Raw genomic sequence first — 14255 nt, forward strand, 5'->3', positions numbered from 1 at the left:
GCCGTCACTGCCCGGCCATGATCCAGCGGGCAGCGCGCTCGGCCATCATCAGCGTGGGGCTGTTGGTGTTGCCGCTGGTGATGACCGGCATGACGCCGGCATCCACCACGCGCAGACCGGCGATGCCGCGCACGCGCAGGTGGCTGTCCACCACCGCCATCGGGTCGTCGGCGCGGCCCATGCGGGTGGTGCCCACCGGGTGGAAGATGGTGCTGGCGATGTCGCCGGCCAGGCGGGCCAGTTCCTCGTCGGTCTGGTACTGCACGCCGGGCTTGAACTCTTCGGGCTTGTAAGGGGCCAGCGCCGGCTGCGACACGATGCGCCGCGTCACCCGCAGGCTGTCGGCCGCCACCTGGCGGTCTTCCGGCGTGCTGAGGTAGTTGGGCGCAATGGCCGGCGCGTCCTCGAAGCGCGCGCTGGTGATGTGCACATGGCCCCGGCTGGTGGGGTTGAGGTTGCACACGCTGGCGGTGAAGGCCGGGAAGCGGTGCAGCGGCTCGCCGAAGGCATCCAGGCTGAGCGGCTGCACGTGGTACTGGATGTTCGGGTACGGCTGGTCGGGCGAGCTGCGGGTGAAGGCACCGAGCTGGCTGGGCGCCATGCTCATGGGGCCGGAGCGCTTGAGCACGTACTCCATGCCGATCATGGCCTTGCCCCACAGCGAGTTGGCCAGGGTGTTGAGCGTCTTCACGCCCTGCACCTTGTAGACCGAGCGGATCTGCAGGTGGTCCTGCAGGTTCTCGCCCACGCCGGGCAGGTCGTGCACCACCGGCACACCGTGCTGCTGCAGCAAGGCCCCCGGGCCGATGCCGGAGAGCTGCAGGATCTGCGGCGAGCCCACGGCGCCGGCGCTCAGGATCACCTCGCCCCGCGCCTGCACCGTGACCATCTCGTCACCCGTCCAGACCTGCACGCCGGTGCAGCGCTTCTGGCCGTCGGCACCGGTCTGGACCACCAGGCGCGCCACCTGGGCCGAGGTCCACAGCTCGAAGTTGGGACGGCCATAGCAGGTGGGCCGCAGGAAGGCCTTGGCCGTGTTCCAGCGCCAGCCGGAACGCTGGTTGACCTCGAAATAGCCCACGCCTTCGTTGTTGCCGCGGTTGAAGTCCTCGCTGGCCGGAATGCCGGCCTGCTGCGCGGCCTGGGCGAAAGCATCGAGCACGTCCCAGCGCAGCCGCTGCTTCTCCACCCGCCATTCGCCGCCGGCCTGGCGGTGCCGCAGCACCTCGCGCCACGGATCACCGGCCACGCTGCCCTCCAGCAGCTCGGCCTGCACACCCTTGGCACCGTGCCAGCCGGAGGCGCCCTTGTAGTGGTCCTCGTGCAGCTTGAAGTAGGGCAGCACGCGGTCCCACGACCAGTCGGCATCGCCGGTGATCTCGGACCAGCGCTGGTAGTCGCGCTGCTGGCCGCGCATGTAGATCATGCCGTTGATGCTGGAGCAGCCCCCCAGCGTCTTGCCGCGCGGGTAACGCAGGCGGCGTCCGTTCAGGCCGGCGTCGGCCTCGGTCTGGTAGAGCCAGTCGGTGCGCGGGTTGCCGATGCAGTACAGGTAGCCCACCGGAATGTGGATCCAGTGGTAGTCGTCCTTGCGGCCGGCCTCGATCAGCAGCACGCGCTTGGAGGCGTCCGCGCTCAGGCGGTTGGCCAGCAGGCAGCCCGCCGTGCCGGCGCCGATGATGATGTGGTCGAACGTCAGCTCGTTGGTTGCGGTGCTCATGGGTGAGACCCCTTGTTCATGTCGTCATCGGCCGGATCGTCGGCCATCTCGTCGTCCAGCCGGTACTCGCCCCGGTGGAAGGCCGCCAGCACCGCCTCGGCCTGTAACTTGCAGCCCTCGGGCACCAGCACCCGCACCGGAATCGCCGGCGCCAGCAAGCCATGCGCCTGCACCAGGTTCGCATCCGCCACAGCAGCCGGCACCCTGGCCGCCTGCAGCACCCCGCGCAGCATGAAGGCCTCCATCGGCTGAAAGACCGTGGTCAGCGTGACCCAGTCCCCCAGCTCCGGCGAGTAAGAACTGTTCAGCTCATCCATGCCGCCTCCGCAAAACGCCACCCGGCGAAAGTGCCTCCATCCAGGGTGACCGAGGGTCCGGCTCCGCCGGCCCAAGGGTCACGTCCCCCCTCCGGGGGGAAGCGCCGAAGGCGCGCAGGGGGGGCTCGTTACTTCGCCGTGGGCATGACGAACTCGGCGCCCTTGCCGATGCTCTCCGGCCAGCGCTGCATGATCGACTTCTGCTTGGTGTAGAAGCGCACGCCCTCTTCGCCGTAGGCGTGCATGTCGCCGAACAGGCTCTTCTTCCAGCCGCCGAAGCCGTGCCAGGCCATGGGCACCGGGATCGGCACGTTGATGCCGACCATGCCCACCTGGATGCGGCGCGAGAACTCGCGCGCCACGTTGCCGTCGCGGGTGAAGCAGCTCACGCCATTGCCGAACTCGTGGTCGTTGATGATCTGCACCGCCTGGGCGAAGTCGGCCACGCGCACGCACGAGAGCACCGGGCCGAAGATTTCTTCCTTGTAGATCTTCATGTCGGTGGTCACGTGGTCGAACAGCGTGCCGCCGAGCCAGAAACCCTTGTCGCAGCCCTCGCCGGCCACCTTGCCGTCGAACACGCGGCCATCGACCAGCAGCTTGGCGCCTTCCTTCACGCCGGCATCGATGTAGCCGGTGATGCGCTGGCGGGCCACGTCGGTGACGATGGGGCCCATCTCGGCGGCCAGATTGGTGCCGTTGAGCACCTTCAGGGCCTTGGTGCGCTCGATCAGCTTGGGCATGATCCTCTCGGCCACGTCACCCACCAGCACCGCCACGCTGATGGCCATGCAGCGCTCGCCGGCCGAACCGTAGGCCGCGCCGATGAGGGCGTCCACCGCCTGGTCCAGGTCGGCGTCGGGCATGACCACCATGTGGTTCTTCGCACCGCCCAGGGCCTGCACGCGCTTGCCGTGGTGGGCGCCGGTCTCATAGATGTAGTTGGCGATCGGGGTGGAGCCCACGAAGCTGATGGCCTTCACGTCGGGGTGCACCAGCAGCGCGTCCACGGCCTCCTTGTCGCCCTGCACCACGTTGTACACGCCGTCCGGCAGACCGGCCTTCTTGAGCAGCTCGCCCATGAACAGGCTGGGGGTAGGGTCGATCGGGCTGGGCTTGAGGATGAAGGTGTTGCCCGCGGCAATGGCCACCGGGAACATCCACATGGGCACCATGACGGGGAAGTTGAACGGCGTGATGCCGGCCACCACGCCCAGCGGCTGGCGCAGGGTCCAGTTGTCCATGCCGGTGGAGACCTGGTCGGTGAAGTCGCCCTTGAGCAGCTGCGGGATGCCGCAGGCGAATTCCACGATGTCGATGCCGCGTGCCACCTCGCCCTGGGCGTCGGTGAAGACCTTGCCGTGCTCGGCGGTGATCATGCGGGCCAGGTCGTCCTTGTGCTGGTTGAGCAGCTCCAGGAACTTGAACATCACGCGGGCGCGGCGGATCGGGGGCGTGTCGGACCAGGCCGGGAAGGCCGCGCGGGCGGCGGCCACGGCGGTGTCCACGTCGGTGGTGCTGGCCAGGGCCACACGGCCGGTGACGGCACCGGTGGCGGGGTTGAACACGTCCTGTGCGCGGGTGGACTGACCGGCCACGACGGCGCCGTTGATGAAGTGGTTGATATTTGTGATGCTCATGGCAAGGTCTCCTGAATAAACCGCTATTGTGCAAATGGTCAACGCAAAAAACCAATGAGAATGGCGACATTGCTTTATTTGTAGGACAAATAACATGGCCGCCGATGCACCCGCGCCCCGAGCGCCCCGTTCCCCGCTGGCCCGGCTGCCCGCCATCGAGCCCCAGACCCTGCGCGCCTTCGTGGCCGTGGCCCGCGAGGGCAATGTCTCCCGCGCAGCCACCCGGCTGCACCTGAGCCAGCCGGCGGTGAGCCTGCAGCTGCGCACCCTGGCCGAGGCCACCGGCCTGCAGCTCTTCACCCGCACCGCCCAGGGCATGGCGCTCACCGCCGACGGCGCCGCCCTGCTGCCCATGGCCGACAAGGCCCTGGCCGGGCTGGCCGAGTTCGGTCAGGCCGCCGCCGCCCTGCACACCACGGTGCGCGGCACGCTGCGCATCGGCACCATCCTCGACCCCGAATTCACCCGCCTGGGCGCCTTCCTGAAACAGCTGGTGGAGACCAGCCCGCAGGTGGACACGGCGCTGCGCCAGGGCATGAGCGGCGACGTGCTGGCCCTCATCGACCGGGGCGAGCTGGACGTGGGCTTCCACCTCGATCTGCCGGACGACCCGCTGGGCGCCGACTGGCTGGTGCGCCCGCTCACCCGCTTCACGTACCGGGTGCTGGCGCCCGCCGGGTGGGGGCCGCAGGTGCGCGGCATGGACTGGAAGGCCCTGGCCAGCCTGCCCTGGCTGGCCACCCCGCCGGCCAGCGCCCACCACCGGCTGCAGCGGCGCGTCTTCGGCCCGGGATCCATCACCGGGCTGGAGCCGCGCCGGGTGGCCCTGGTCGATCAGGAAGCGTCCATGCTCGACCTGGTGCGCAGCGGCGTGGGCCTGTCGCTGGTGCGGGATGCGATCGCCATCCGTGAGGCGCAGGCGCGGGGCCTGGTGATCGCCGACCGGGTGGCGCTGGACTGCGAGCTGAGCTTCGTGTGCCGCGCCAGCCGCGCGGGCGAGCCGGTGATCGCTGCCGCCTGGGCCGCGCTCGACACCGTCTGGGCCTGAGCGCCGCCGGCCCTGCCGTGGCCGGGCGGCCTCGTCGGATGGCCATGACGCCGTCCCGGGGAGACCACAGACTGCCGCACTTCGCCGCTCTGGCACCACCCCCCGCACGGCCATGCAACCCTTCGAACCCACCCAACCCGATCACCGCCATCGCGGCAGCGGCCTCCCGGCCGGCACACCGGTCGACTTCCGCTCCAGCACGCTGCAGCCCGATCCGGACGACCCCTCCGCCTGGCTGCGGCGGCCGGTGGCGCCGGCCACCGCGCGCCCGGACTGGCTGGTGCCCGCCCTGGTGAGCACCGTGCTGTTGCTCACGCTGGCCGCGGCGGCCTGGGAGTGGTTGCTGGGCTGACCCCCCGCCCCGACCTCAGCGCCAGCGGGCGAGTTCGTCCTTCAGTGCCGCCGACATGGGCAGGTTGATCGACCGGTTGAACGGCGGCAGCGGCGCCATGAACCAGCGCTGGTAGGTGGACACCAGCAAGCCGCTGCGATTGGCCTGCGCCAGGGCATCGTTGACCGCCTGGAGCAGCTGCGGATCGCCGGGCCGCACGGCAATGGCGATGGGCTCGCTGGAGAGCACCTGGGGCAGCAGGGTGTAGGCCTCAGGGTTGCGGCCCTGGGAGAGCTGGGTGAGCAGCAGCACCTCGTCGCGCAGGTAGCCCTTGGCCCAGCCCAGCTCCAGCTGGCCCATGGCCGCCACCGGGTCCAGGGCGCGCGCCACCTTCCAGCCCCGCTCGGCCGCGCGCTGCGTGGCCAGGGTGTCGGCCGTGGTGCGGCCGATCACCACCACCGACTGGTCGCGCAACTGATCCACATTCGAGATGCCGTCGGCCGCCCGCACCAGCACCCGCGTCTGTGCGATGAACACCGGGTGCGAGAACGCCATGGCACTGCGCCGCTCCGGCGTGTCGGACGTGGCCGAGCACAGCAGATCGACCGTGCCGGCCTGCAGGTACCGCACCACCTGGTCGGCCGACACCTCCACCGGATTGACCCGCAGCACCTTGCCGGTGGCCGCCTGCACCCGCTCCACCGCCGACTGGCACAGGTCGACCATGTAGCCCGCCGGCTTGCCCTGGCCGTCGCGGAACGAGAAGGGTGACGCATCCACCCGGTAACCCAGGTTGATCTGGCCCCGCAAGGCGATCTGCTGCAGCACCGTCTGGGCCGATGCGGCCGTGCAGGCCAGCCCGATCAGGGCCAGGGCCGCGGTGCGACGCAACAAGGGAACACGCAGGATGGGCATGACGAACTCCTTGGTTGTGGCCTCAATGTAAGCAGATGCAACGTCGCTGCCAAGGTGGCCGACCCGCGCATCGCCGGCCGCTCACTCAGATGTTTTCGTCATAAACAAGCAAAAACGTATTCGTTCCCTTTCTGAGGGCGCGGCGGAATCATGCGGTCCATCAACCACCGGGCCCCAGGCCCTCTGAAAGGACCCCACCATGACCACCCGCCGCCAACTCATCCAGGCCCTGCCGGCCGCCGCCCTCACCGCCACACTCGTCAGCCTGTCCGCCGGCCTGGCCCTGCCCACCGCCGCCCTCGCCCAGGCCACCCCCGCGCCGGTGACCCTGCTCAATGTGTCGTACGATCCGACCCGCGAGCTGTACGTGGACATCAACGCCGCCTTCGCCAAGGCCTGGAAAGCGAAGACCGGGCAGGACGTGACCATCAAGCAGAGCCACGGCGGCTCGGGCAAGCAGGCCCGCTCCATCATCGACGGCCTGGACGCCGACGTGGCCACCCTGGCCCTGGCCGGCGACACCGACGCCCTGCACACCAACGGCCAGTGGATCCCCAAGGACTGGCAGAAGCGACTGCCGCTCAACAGCACGCCGTACGCCTCGACCATCGTGCTGGTGACCCGCGCGGGCAACCCCAAGAACATCAAGGACTGGGACGACCTGATCCGCCCGGACGTGAAGGTCATCACCCCCAACCCCAAGACCTCGGGTGGCGCCCGCTGGAACTACCTGGCCGCCTGGGAATTTGCCAAGCGCAAGTACGGCAGCGACGCGAAAGCGCAGGAGTTCGTGGGCAAGCTCTACAACAACGTGCCGGTGCTCGACACCGGTGCGCGCGGCTCCACCATCTCGTTCTCGCAGCGCAACCAGGGTGACGTGCTGATCGCCTGGGAAAACGAGGCCTACCTGCTGGAGAAGGAGTTCGGCAACAAGGTGGACTTCGTCTACCCCAGCCTGTCCATCCTGGCCGAGCCGGCCGTGACGATCGTGGACAAGAACGTCGACAAGAAGGGCACCCGCGCCGTGGCCCAGGCCTACCTGGAGTTCCTCTACACCGAGGAAGCCCAGGACCTGATCGGCAAGCACTTCTACCGCCCCACCTCCACCAAGGCCCAGGCCAAGTACGCCAAGCAGCTGCCCAAGGTCAACCTGTTCAGGATCGACGACGCCTTTGGCGGCTGGACCCAGGCCAGCAAGGTGCACTTCGCCGACGGCGGCACCTTCGACCAGATCTACACCCGCAAGTGAAGGCGGCCCCCATGGCGCAGCGCATCGTCATCGTGCCCGGCTGGCGCAATTCCGGGCCCGGCCACTGGCAGAGCCTGTGGGCCGAACAGCTGCCCCACGCGCGCCGGGTCGAGCAGGACGACTGGGTCGCGCCCCGGCGCGACGCCTGGGTGGCGCGGCTGGCCGAGACCATCGGCCAGGCGAGCCAGGACGCTGGTGGCCAGCGGGTGGTGGTGGTGGCGCACAGCCTGGGCTGCATCGCCACCGCGCACCTGCCGCCCGCGACCCTGGCGCAGATCGGCGCCGCCCTGCTGGTGGCCCCGGCCGACCCGGAACGCCGGGGCGTGCTGGCCGACTTCGCCCCGGTGCCTTACCAGGCGCTGCCCTTTCGCAGCCTGGTGGTGGCCAGCAGCAACGACCCCTACTGCCCGCCCCGCCTGGCCGCCGCCTATGCCCGCGCCTGGGGGAGCGAATTCCTGCGGCTGAACAACGCCGGCCACATCAATGTGGCCTCGGGCCACGGGCCCTGGCCGCTGGGGCTGGGCCTGCTGCAGTCGCTGCTGGCGCCCTTGCCGGCACCACCGGTGGCCGAGGCATCTCATGCCTGATCGTCATAAGAAAACAAGAAAACTGTCGTTTGTGATCTGAAGCCTCACACCCAGAATCCACACCCTTCCCGAACCTGCCCCCCGTTTTGTCCCTTCTGCCCCCTTCACGACCATGAACACCGCCCTTCGCTCCACCCTGGCCGCCCTGGCCCTCGGCGCCGCCGGCCTGGCCCAGGCCCAGACCAGCCTGCTCAACGTGTCCTACGACGTGGCGCGCGAGTTCTACAAGGACTTCAACGCCGCCTTCGCCGCGCACCACAAGAAGACCACCGGGCAGGACATCACCCTGAACCAGTCGCACGCCGGGTCGAGCGCCCAGGCCCGCGCCGTGGCCGATGGCCTGGAGGCCGACGTGGTGACCTTCAACACCACCACCGACGTCGACTTCCTGGCCGACAAGGGTGTGGTGGCCAAGGACTGGCGCCAGAAATTCCCCCACGGTGCCGCGCCCACCACCAGCACCATGCTGTTCCTGGTGCGCAACGGCAACCCCAAGAACATCAAGGACTGGCCGGACCTGATCAAGCCCGGCGTGCAGGTGGTGGTGGTCAACCCCAAGACCGGCGGCAACGGCCGCATGGCCTACCTGGCCGCCTGGGGCTATGTGCGCAGCACCGGCGGCACCGACGAGCAGGCCGCCGAGTTCGTCAGCAAGCTCTACAAGAACGTGCCGGTGCTGGCCCGGGGCGGTCGTGACGCCACCGGCGTCTTCCTGCAGCGCAACATCGGCGACGTGCTGGTGACCTTCGAGTCCGAGGTGGTGTCGGTGGACCGTGAATTCGGCGCCGGCAAGGTCGATGCGGTGCACCCCAGCGCCAGCATCGTGGCCGAGAACCCGGTAGCCGTGGTCGAACGCACCGCCGCCAAGAAGGGCAGTGGCGCCCTGGCCAAGGCCTACCTGGATTACCTCTACAGCCCCGAAGGCCAGGAGATCGCGGCCAGGCACAACATCCGCCCGCGCAACGAGGCGGTGCTGAAGAAGTACGCCAGCGCCTTCAAGCCGATCAAGCTGTTCACCGTGGAGCAGTACTTCGGCTCGCTGGCCGAGGCGCAGAAGGTGCACTTCAACGACGGCGGCAAGTTCGACTCGCTGTACACGAATCGGTAAACACCCCCATGCACACCGCCACCCTTCCTGCCAGCACGGCCCCTGCGGGCCGGCGCGCCACGCGGCGCGTGCTGCCGGGCTTCCACCTCACGCTCGGGTACACGCTGTTCTACCTGTTCCTGATCGTGCTGATCCCGCTCTCGGCACTGCTGTTCAAGACCTTCTCGCTGACCTGGGTGCAGTTCGTCGAGGCGGTCACCTCGCCGCGCGTCATGGCCTCGTACCGGCTGACCTTCGGCGCCTCGCTGATCGCGGCCGTGGTCAACGTGTTCGCCGGCCTGCTGGTGGCCTGGGTGCTGGTGCGCTACGAGTTCCCGGGCAAGAAGATCGCCGACGCCCTGGTCGACCTGCCCTTTGCCCTGCCGACTGCCGTGGCCGGCATCTCGCTGACCGCGCTGCTGGCCGGCAATGGCTGGATCGGTCAGTACCTGGAGCCGCTGGGCATCCAGCTGGCCTTCCAGCCGGCGGGCGTGGTGATCGCGCTCATCTTCATCGGCCTGCCCTTCGTGGTGCGCACGGTGCAGCCGGTGCTGGAAGACGCCGAGAAGGAGCTGGAGGAGGCCGCCATGTGCCTGGGCGCCACGCGCTGGCAGACCTTTGCCCGCGTGATCCTGCCCACCATCGGCCCGGCCTTGCTGACCGGCTTTGCCATGGCCTTTGCCCGCGCGGTGGGTGAATACGGTTCGGTGATCTTCATCGCCGGCAACGTGCCCATGGTGTCGGAGATCACGCCGCTGATCATCATCGGCAAGCTGGAGCAGTACGACTACGCCGGCGCCACGGCGGTTGCATCTGTGATGCTCGGTATTTCGTTTGTGTTGCTGCTCATCATCAACGGCCTGCAGGCCTGGCAGCGCCGCCGCTCGGGAGCCCCGGCATGAGCATCCAGACCACCGAATCGCGCGCGGTGCGCATCACCCTGGTGGCCCTGGCCCTGGGCTTCATGGCCCTGTTCCTGGTGCTGCCGCTGGCCGCCGTGTTCACCGAGGCGCTGCGCAAGGGGCTGGACGCCTACCTGGAGGCGCTCAAGGAGCCCGACGCCTGGGCCGCCATCCGCCTGACCCTGATCACCGCCGCCGTGGCGGTGCCGCTGAACCTGATCTTTGGCGTGGCCGCCGCCTGGGCGATTGCCAAGTTCGACTTCCGCGGCAAGGCCTTCCTGACCACGCTGATCGACCTGCCGTTCTCGGTCTCGCCGGTGGTGGCGGGCCTGATTTATGTGCTGGTGTTCGGTGCCCAGGGCTGGCTCGGCCCCTGGCTGGCCGCATACGACATCAAGATCATCTTTGCCGTGCCCGGCATCATCCTGGCCACCACCTTCGTCACCTTCCCCTTCATCGCGCGCGAACTCATCCCGCTGATGCAGGCCCAGGGCAATGAGGAAGAACAGGCGGCCCAGGTGCTGGGCGCCAGCGGCTGGCAGACCTTCTGGTATGTGACGCTGCCCAACATCAAGTGGGGCCTGCTGTACGGCGTGATCCTGTGCAATGCGCGGGCCATGGGCGAGTTCGGCGCGGTGTCGGTGGTCTCGGGCCACATCCGCGGCCAGACCAACACCATGCCGCTGCATGTGGAGGTCCTCTACAACGAATACCAGTCGGTGGCGGCCTTTGCCGTGGCCTCGCTGCTGGCCCTGCTGGCCATCGTCACCCTGGTCATCAAGAGCGTCATCGAATGGCGTCACGAGCGCGAACTGCGCGCCGCCGCCGAGCTGCCGCCGGAGCGCCCGGCGCCGGCCAGCCTGATCCTGAAGGAAGCGTCATGAGCATCGCCATCCAGAACATCTCCAAGCATTTCGGCACCTTCCACGCGCTGAACCAGATCAATCTGGACATAGCCTCGGGCGAACTGCTGGCCCTGCTGGGCCCCTCGGGCTGCGGCAAGACCACGCTGCTGCGCATCATTGCCGGGCTGGAGACGGCCGACGCCGGCAACATCCTGTTCAGCGGCGAGGACGCCACCGACAAGCATGTGCGCGAGCGCGGCGTGGGCTTCGTGTTCCAGCACTACGCGCTGTTCCGCCACATGACCGTGGCCGACAACGTGGCCTTCGGCCTGCGGGTCAAGCCGCGCCGCGAACGCCCGAGCGAAAAACAGATCCAGGCCAAGGTGCACGAGCTGCTGAGCCTGGTGCAGCTGGACTGGCTGGCCGACCGGTATCCGTCGCAGCTCTCCGGCGGCCAGCGCCAGCGCATCGCCCTGGCCCGCGCCCTGGCGGTGGAGCCGCAGGTGCTGCTGCTGGACGAGCCCTTCGGTGCGCTCGATGCCCAGGTGCGCAAGGAACTGCGCCGCTGGCTGCGCCGCCTGCACGACGAGCTGCACGTGACCAGCATCTTCGTCACCCACGACCAGGAAGAGGCCCTGGAAGTGGCCGACCGCGTGGTGCTCATGAACCACGGCCGCATCGAACAGGTGGGCAGCCCGCGCGAGGTGTGGGAACACCCGGCCACCCCGTTCGTGGCCAGCTTCCTGGGCGGCGTGCCCCTGGTGGGCGACGGCACCCGGCCGCTGCGCCCGCACGAGCTGCAGATCCAGCGCCTGCTGCCCGGTCAGCCGGTGCCGGCCGGCGCCGTCACCGCCACGCTGCGCCGCGCCCTGGTGCTGGACCCGGTAGTGCGGCTGGAGCTGGAGCCCTCGCACGGCGAGCGCGAACTCATCGAGGCCCGCCTGGCCACCGCTGCGTTCGAGCAGCTGAGCCTGCGCGAAGGCGATGCGGTGCTGGTGAGCCCGCGGAACTCCGTGGCGAATTCCTTGTCTGTGGAGGCATGAACCACGGAGAAACCGCATGAAGACCCTCATCTGGGCCGCTTTTGCCCTGCTGGCGCTGATCTGGACCGGCCTGGCCGCCGCCTCGGCCGGGCTGGCCGAGTGGCTGATCGGGGCCGTGGCTTCGGGTGAGGCCACCCAGGTGGCCGCCGACGCCGCCACCACCATCAGTCAGTGGCCGGTGCCGACCTGGGCGGCGCTGTGGATCGACCCGGCCTGGATCCAGGGCCTGCAGCTCATGTGGCTGGACGTGGTGCAGTGGCTCTCCCAGGTGCTGCCCTCCATCGACGGCCTGGGCGGCTGGGTGAGCGCCCTGGTGTGGATCGGCTGGGGCATCGGCCTGATCACCCTGCTGGTGGTCTGCGGCGGCCTGCACTGGCTGGCCGGCCGGGTGTCCGGCCCGCGCCCGGCATGAGCGAGCCCCTGGCGCGCCGGCTGCGCGAAGCGGCCGACCAGCATGCACAGTCCCCCGACCTGAAGCTCAACGTGCGCGAGCTGGTGCAGCTGCACGGCGATGCCTCGACCGCTGTGCTGCTGATGCTCATGTCGTCGCTCACCGTGATCCCGATCGCGGGCGCCGGCACCGTGCTGAGCTTTGCCATCGTGGCCCTGGCCTGGGCCTGGCTGCGCGGCCACGACGAATTCCCGCTGCCCCGGCGCGTGGGCGACCTCACCCTCAACGAGACCTGGACCCGGCGCTGCCTGCACGGCCTGGCCTGGACCTACGAACGCGCCCACCGCTGGCTGCGCCCGCGCTGGTCGGTGTGGAGCCATGGCGGCACCCGGGTGCTGTGGAGCGGCTGGATCGTGCTGATGGCCGGGGTCATCTTCCTGCCGCTGCCCTTCGGCAACGTGCTGCCCAGCATCAGCCTGATCCTGCTGAGCCTGGGCTGGATGGCGCGCGACGGCATCGCGCTGCTGGCCTCGGGCCTGGTGGGCGTGGGCGCACTGGCCTACACCGCCTCCCTGGGCCATGTGGCGCTGGACCTGCTGAACAGCGGTCTGGAGCGCGTGCGCCCCTGGCTGGGCATGTGACCCGGCGCCGGGCGGTCGCCGCCTAAAATCGCGGCTCCCTCCGACGGACCGCCCGCTTGACCGCCTCCACCCCCACCGACCTGCTGCCGCTGTACGTCGACCTCGACGGCACGCTCACGCCCAGCGACACGCTGCACGAGTCGGTCATGCGGCTGGCGCGGCAGACACCGCTGGCGCTGCTGCGGCTGCCGCTGTGGCTGGCCGGCGGCAAGGCCGCCCTCAAGCAGCAGCTGGGCGACCAGGTGACGCCCGACCCGGCCACCCTGCCCTGGCGCGAGGACCTGATCGAGGTGCTGCGGGCCGAACGCGCCAAGGGCCGCACGGTGGTGCTGGCCAGCGCATCCGACATCCGCACCGTGCGCGCCGTGGCCGACCACCTGGGCTGCTTCACCGACGTGCTGGGCACCGAGGCCGGCGGCCCCAACCTGAGCCGTGCCGCCAAGCGCCAGGCCATCGAGCGCCATGCGCGCGGCCTGGGCTACGAGCGCTGGGCTTATGTGGGCAACAGCCGCGACGACCTGCCGGTGTGGGACGGCGCGGCCGAGGCCTGGGCCGTGAACGCACCGGCCGGCGTGCTGCAGGCGTTGCGGGCCGACCATCCCCAGGCCCGCGTATTCGCGCGTGAACCGCTCACCCTGGGTACGGTGCTCAAGGCCATCCGCTTGAAGCAGTGGGCCAAGAATGCGCTGATCTTCGTGCCGCTGCTGGCGGCCCACTCCCTGGAACCGCAGGCCTGGCTGCAGGCCCTGCTGGCCTTCGTGGCCTTCGGCCTGTGCGCCTCGGCCACCTACCTGGTGAACGACCTGCTCGATCTGCCCAGCGACCGGGTGCACCGCATCAAGCGCCACCGCCCGCTGGCGGCCGGGCGCATGGGCATTGCCACCGCTGTGGTGCTGGGGGGGATCATGCTGGTGGCGGCGTTCGTGCTGGCGGCGTCGGTGTCGATCGGCTTCACCGCGCTGCTGCTGCTCTACACCGCCACCACGCTGGCGTACTCGGTGCGCCTCAAGCGCCTGGCGCTGATCGACGTGCTGGTGCTCTCGGCGCTCTACACGCTGCGCATCGGCGCCGGCGCGGTGGCCACCGGGGTCGACCTGTCCAACTGGCTGCTGGCCATCTCCATCTTCCTGTTCCTGAGCCTGGCCCTGGTCAAGCGCTGCGCCGAGCTGGAAGAGCTGGTGGACGAGCACAGCACCCTGGCCCCCGGCCGCGGCTACCAGGCCAGCGACCTGCCCTCGCTGCGCGCCATGGGGCTGTCGGCCGGCTTCATGGCGGTGCTGGTGCTGGCGCTGTACATCGACAGCCAGAACAGCCGCGCGCTCTATGCCCACCCCGACTGGCTGTGGGCCGCCGCGCCGGTGCTGCTGCTGTGGCTCATGCGCATCTGGCTCAAGACCGGCCGGCGCGAACTGGTGGGCGAAGACCCGCTGCAGTTCGCCCTGCGCGACCGCTTCAGCTGGCTGACCCTGCTGGCCATGGGCCTGATCGGCGCGCTGGCCACCCATGGCCTGCCCCACCTCTCCTGATGCCCGGAGCACG

General features: G+C 69.5%; 15 protein-coding genes. 11 read left to right on the forward strand and 4 right to left on the reverse strand.

The window, feature by feature from the left end:
• Window positions 1–4: 4 nt before the first annotated feature.
• From WD026_RS11620 to WD026_RS11630, 3 genes are all read right to left on the reverse strand, one after another.
• Window positions 5–1720: a GMC family oxidoreductase gene (locus tag WD026_RS11620; RefSeq protein ID WP_425723820.1), complete on the reverse strand. Its 1716-nt coding sequence runs from the start codon at window positions 1718–1720 to the stop codon at window positions 5–7.
• A complete protein-coding gene (locus WD026_RS11625) occupies window positions 1717–2037 on the reverse strand; it encodes a putative signal transducing protein (RefSeq protein WP_425723821.1) in 321 nt (106 codons plus the stop codon). Before WD026_RS11625 ends, WD026_RS11620 begins: the two co-directional genes overlap by 4 nt.
• Before the next feature lie 128 nt (window positions 2038–2165).
• Window positions 2166–3677 carry a CoA-acylating methylmalonate-semialdehyde dehydrogenase gene (locus tag WD026_RS11630; protein WP_425723822.1) on the reverse strand — a complete coding sequence of 504 codons (1512 nt, stop codon included), beginning with the start codon at window positions 3675–3677 and terminating at the stop codon, window positions 2166–2168.
• 94 nt (window positions 3678–3771) lie between these two features.
• Between WD026_RS11630 and WD026_RS11635 the strand changes: the two genes are divergently transcribed.
• Together WD026_RS11635 and WD026_RS11640 are read left to right on the forward strand one after the other, a co-directional pair.
• Window positions 3772–4725, forward strand: a complete 954-nt coding sequence (locus WD026_RS11635) for a LysR family transcriptional regulator (RefSeq protein ID WP_425723823.1) — start codon at window positions 3772–3774, stop codon at window positions 4723–4725.
• Window positions 4726–4837: 112 nt separating this feature from the next.
• Window positions 4838–5077 (forward strand): hypothetical protein, encoded by a 240-nt coding sequence (locus tag WD026_RS11640; protein WP_425723824.1) that lies wholly within the window; start codon window positions 4838–4840, stop codon window positions 5075–5077.
• A 15-nt stretch (window positions 5078–5092) separates the two neighbouring features.
• Here the strand turns inward: WD026_RS11640 and WD026_RS11645 are convergent, their stop codons facing one another.
• Window positions 5093–5971: a transporter substrate-binding domain-containing protein gene (locus WD026_RS11645; protein ID WP_425723825.1), complete on the reverse strand. Its 879-nt coding sequence runs from the start codon at window positions 5969–5971 to the stop codon at window positions 5093–5095.
• A 199-nt stretch (window positions 5972–6170) separates the two neighbouring features.
• Here WD026_RS11645 and WD026_RS11650 point away from each other — a divergent pair, with 199 nt between their 5' ends.
• The 9 genes from WD026_RS11650 (at window position 6171) to WD026_RS11690 (ending at window position 14242) form a co-directional block, all read left to right on the forward strand.
• Entirely contained in the window at window positions 6171–7220 is a 1050-nt protein-coding gene (locus WD026_RS11650; protein ID WP_425723826.1) for a sulfate ABC transporter substrate-binding protein, read from the forward strand.
• A gap of 11 nt (window positions 7221–7231) precedes the next feature.
• A complete protein-coding gene (locus WD026_RS11655) occupies window positions 7232–7807 on the forward strand; it encodes an RBBP9/YdeN family alpha/beta hydrolase (RefSeq protein WP_425724166.1) in 576 nt (191 codons plus the stop codon).
• A 112-nt stretch (window positions 7808–7919) separates the two neighbouring features.
• The gene (locus WD026_RS11660; RefSeq protein ID WP_425723827.1) at window positions 7920–8915 is read left to right on the forward strand and encodes a sulfate ABC transporter substrate-binding protein; all 996 of its coding nucleotides are present in this window, start codon (window positions 7920–7922) and stop codon (window positions 8913–8915) included.
• An 8-nt stretch (window positions 8916–8923) separates the two neighbouring features.
• Window positions 8924–9796 (forward strand): sulfate ABC transporter permease subunit CysT, encoded by an 873-nt coding sequence (cysT, locus tag WD026_RS11665; protein ID WP_425723828.1) that lies wholly within the window; start codon window positions 8924–8926, stop codon window positions 9794–9796.
• Window positions 9793–10680 (forward strand): sulfate ABC transporter permease subunit CysW, encoded by an 888-nt coding sequence (gene cysW / locus WD026_RS11670; protein ID WP_425723829.1) that lies wholly within the window; start codon window positions 9793–9795, stop codon window positions 10678–10680. The genes cysT and cysW overlap by 4 nt, the downstream gene beginning before the upstream one ends.
• Entirely contained in the window at window positions 10677–11684 is a 1008-nt protein-coding gene (locus tag WD026_RS11675) for a sulfate/molybdate ABC transporter ATP-binding protein (RefSeq protein ID WP_425723830.1), read from the forward strand. Before cysW ends, WD026_RS11675 begins: the two co-directional genes overlap by 4 nt.
• A gap of 16 nt (window positions 11685–11700) precedes the next feature.
• On the forward strand, window positions 11701–12096 hold the full coding sequence (locus tag WD026_RS11680) for a hypothetical protein (RefSeq protein ID WP_425723831.1): 396 nt from the start codon (window positions 11701–11703) through the stop codon (window positions 12094–12096).
• The gene (locus tag WD026_RS11685; RefSeq protein WP_425723832.1) at window positions 12093–12716 is read left to right on the forward strand and encodes an exopolysaccharide biosynthesis protein; all 624 of its coding nucleotides are present in this window, start codon (window positions 12093–12095) and stop codon (window positions 12714–12716) included. The genes WD026_RS11680 and WD026_RS11685 overlap by 4 nt, the downstream gene beginning before the upstream one ends.
• 56 nt (window positions 12717–12772) lie before the next feature.
• Window positions 12773–14242, forward strand: a complete 1470-nt coding sequence (locus WD026_RS11690; protein ID WP_425723833.1) for a UbiA family prenyltransferase — start codon at window positions 12773–12775, stop codon at window positions 14240–14242.
• Window positions 14243–14255: the final 13 nt, after the last annotated feature.

This window comes from Hydrogenophaga sp. R2 (assembly GCF_049843595.1).
Classification (GTDB): Bacteria; Pseudomonadota; Gammaproteobacteria; order Burkholderiales; family Burkholderiaceae_C; genus Hydrogenophaga.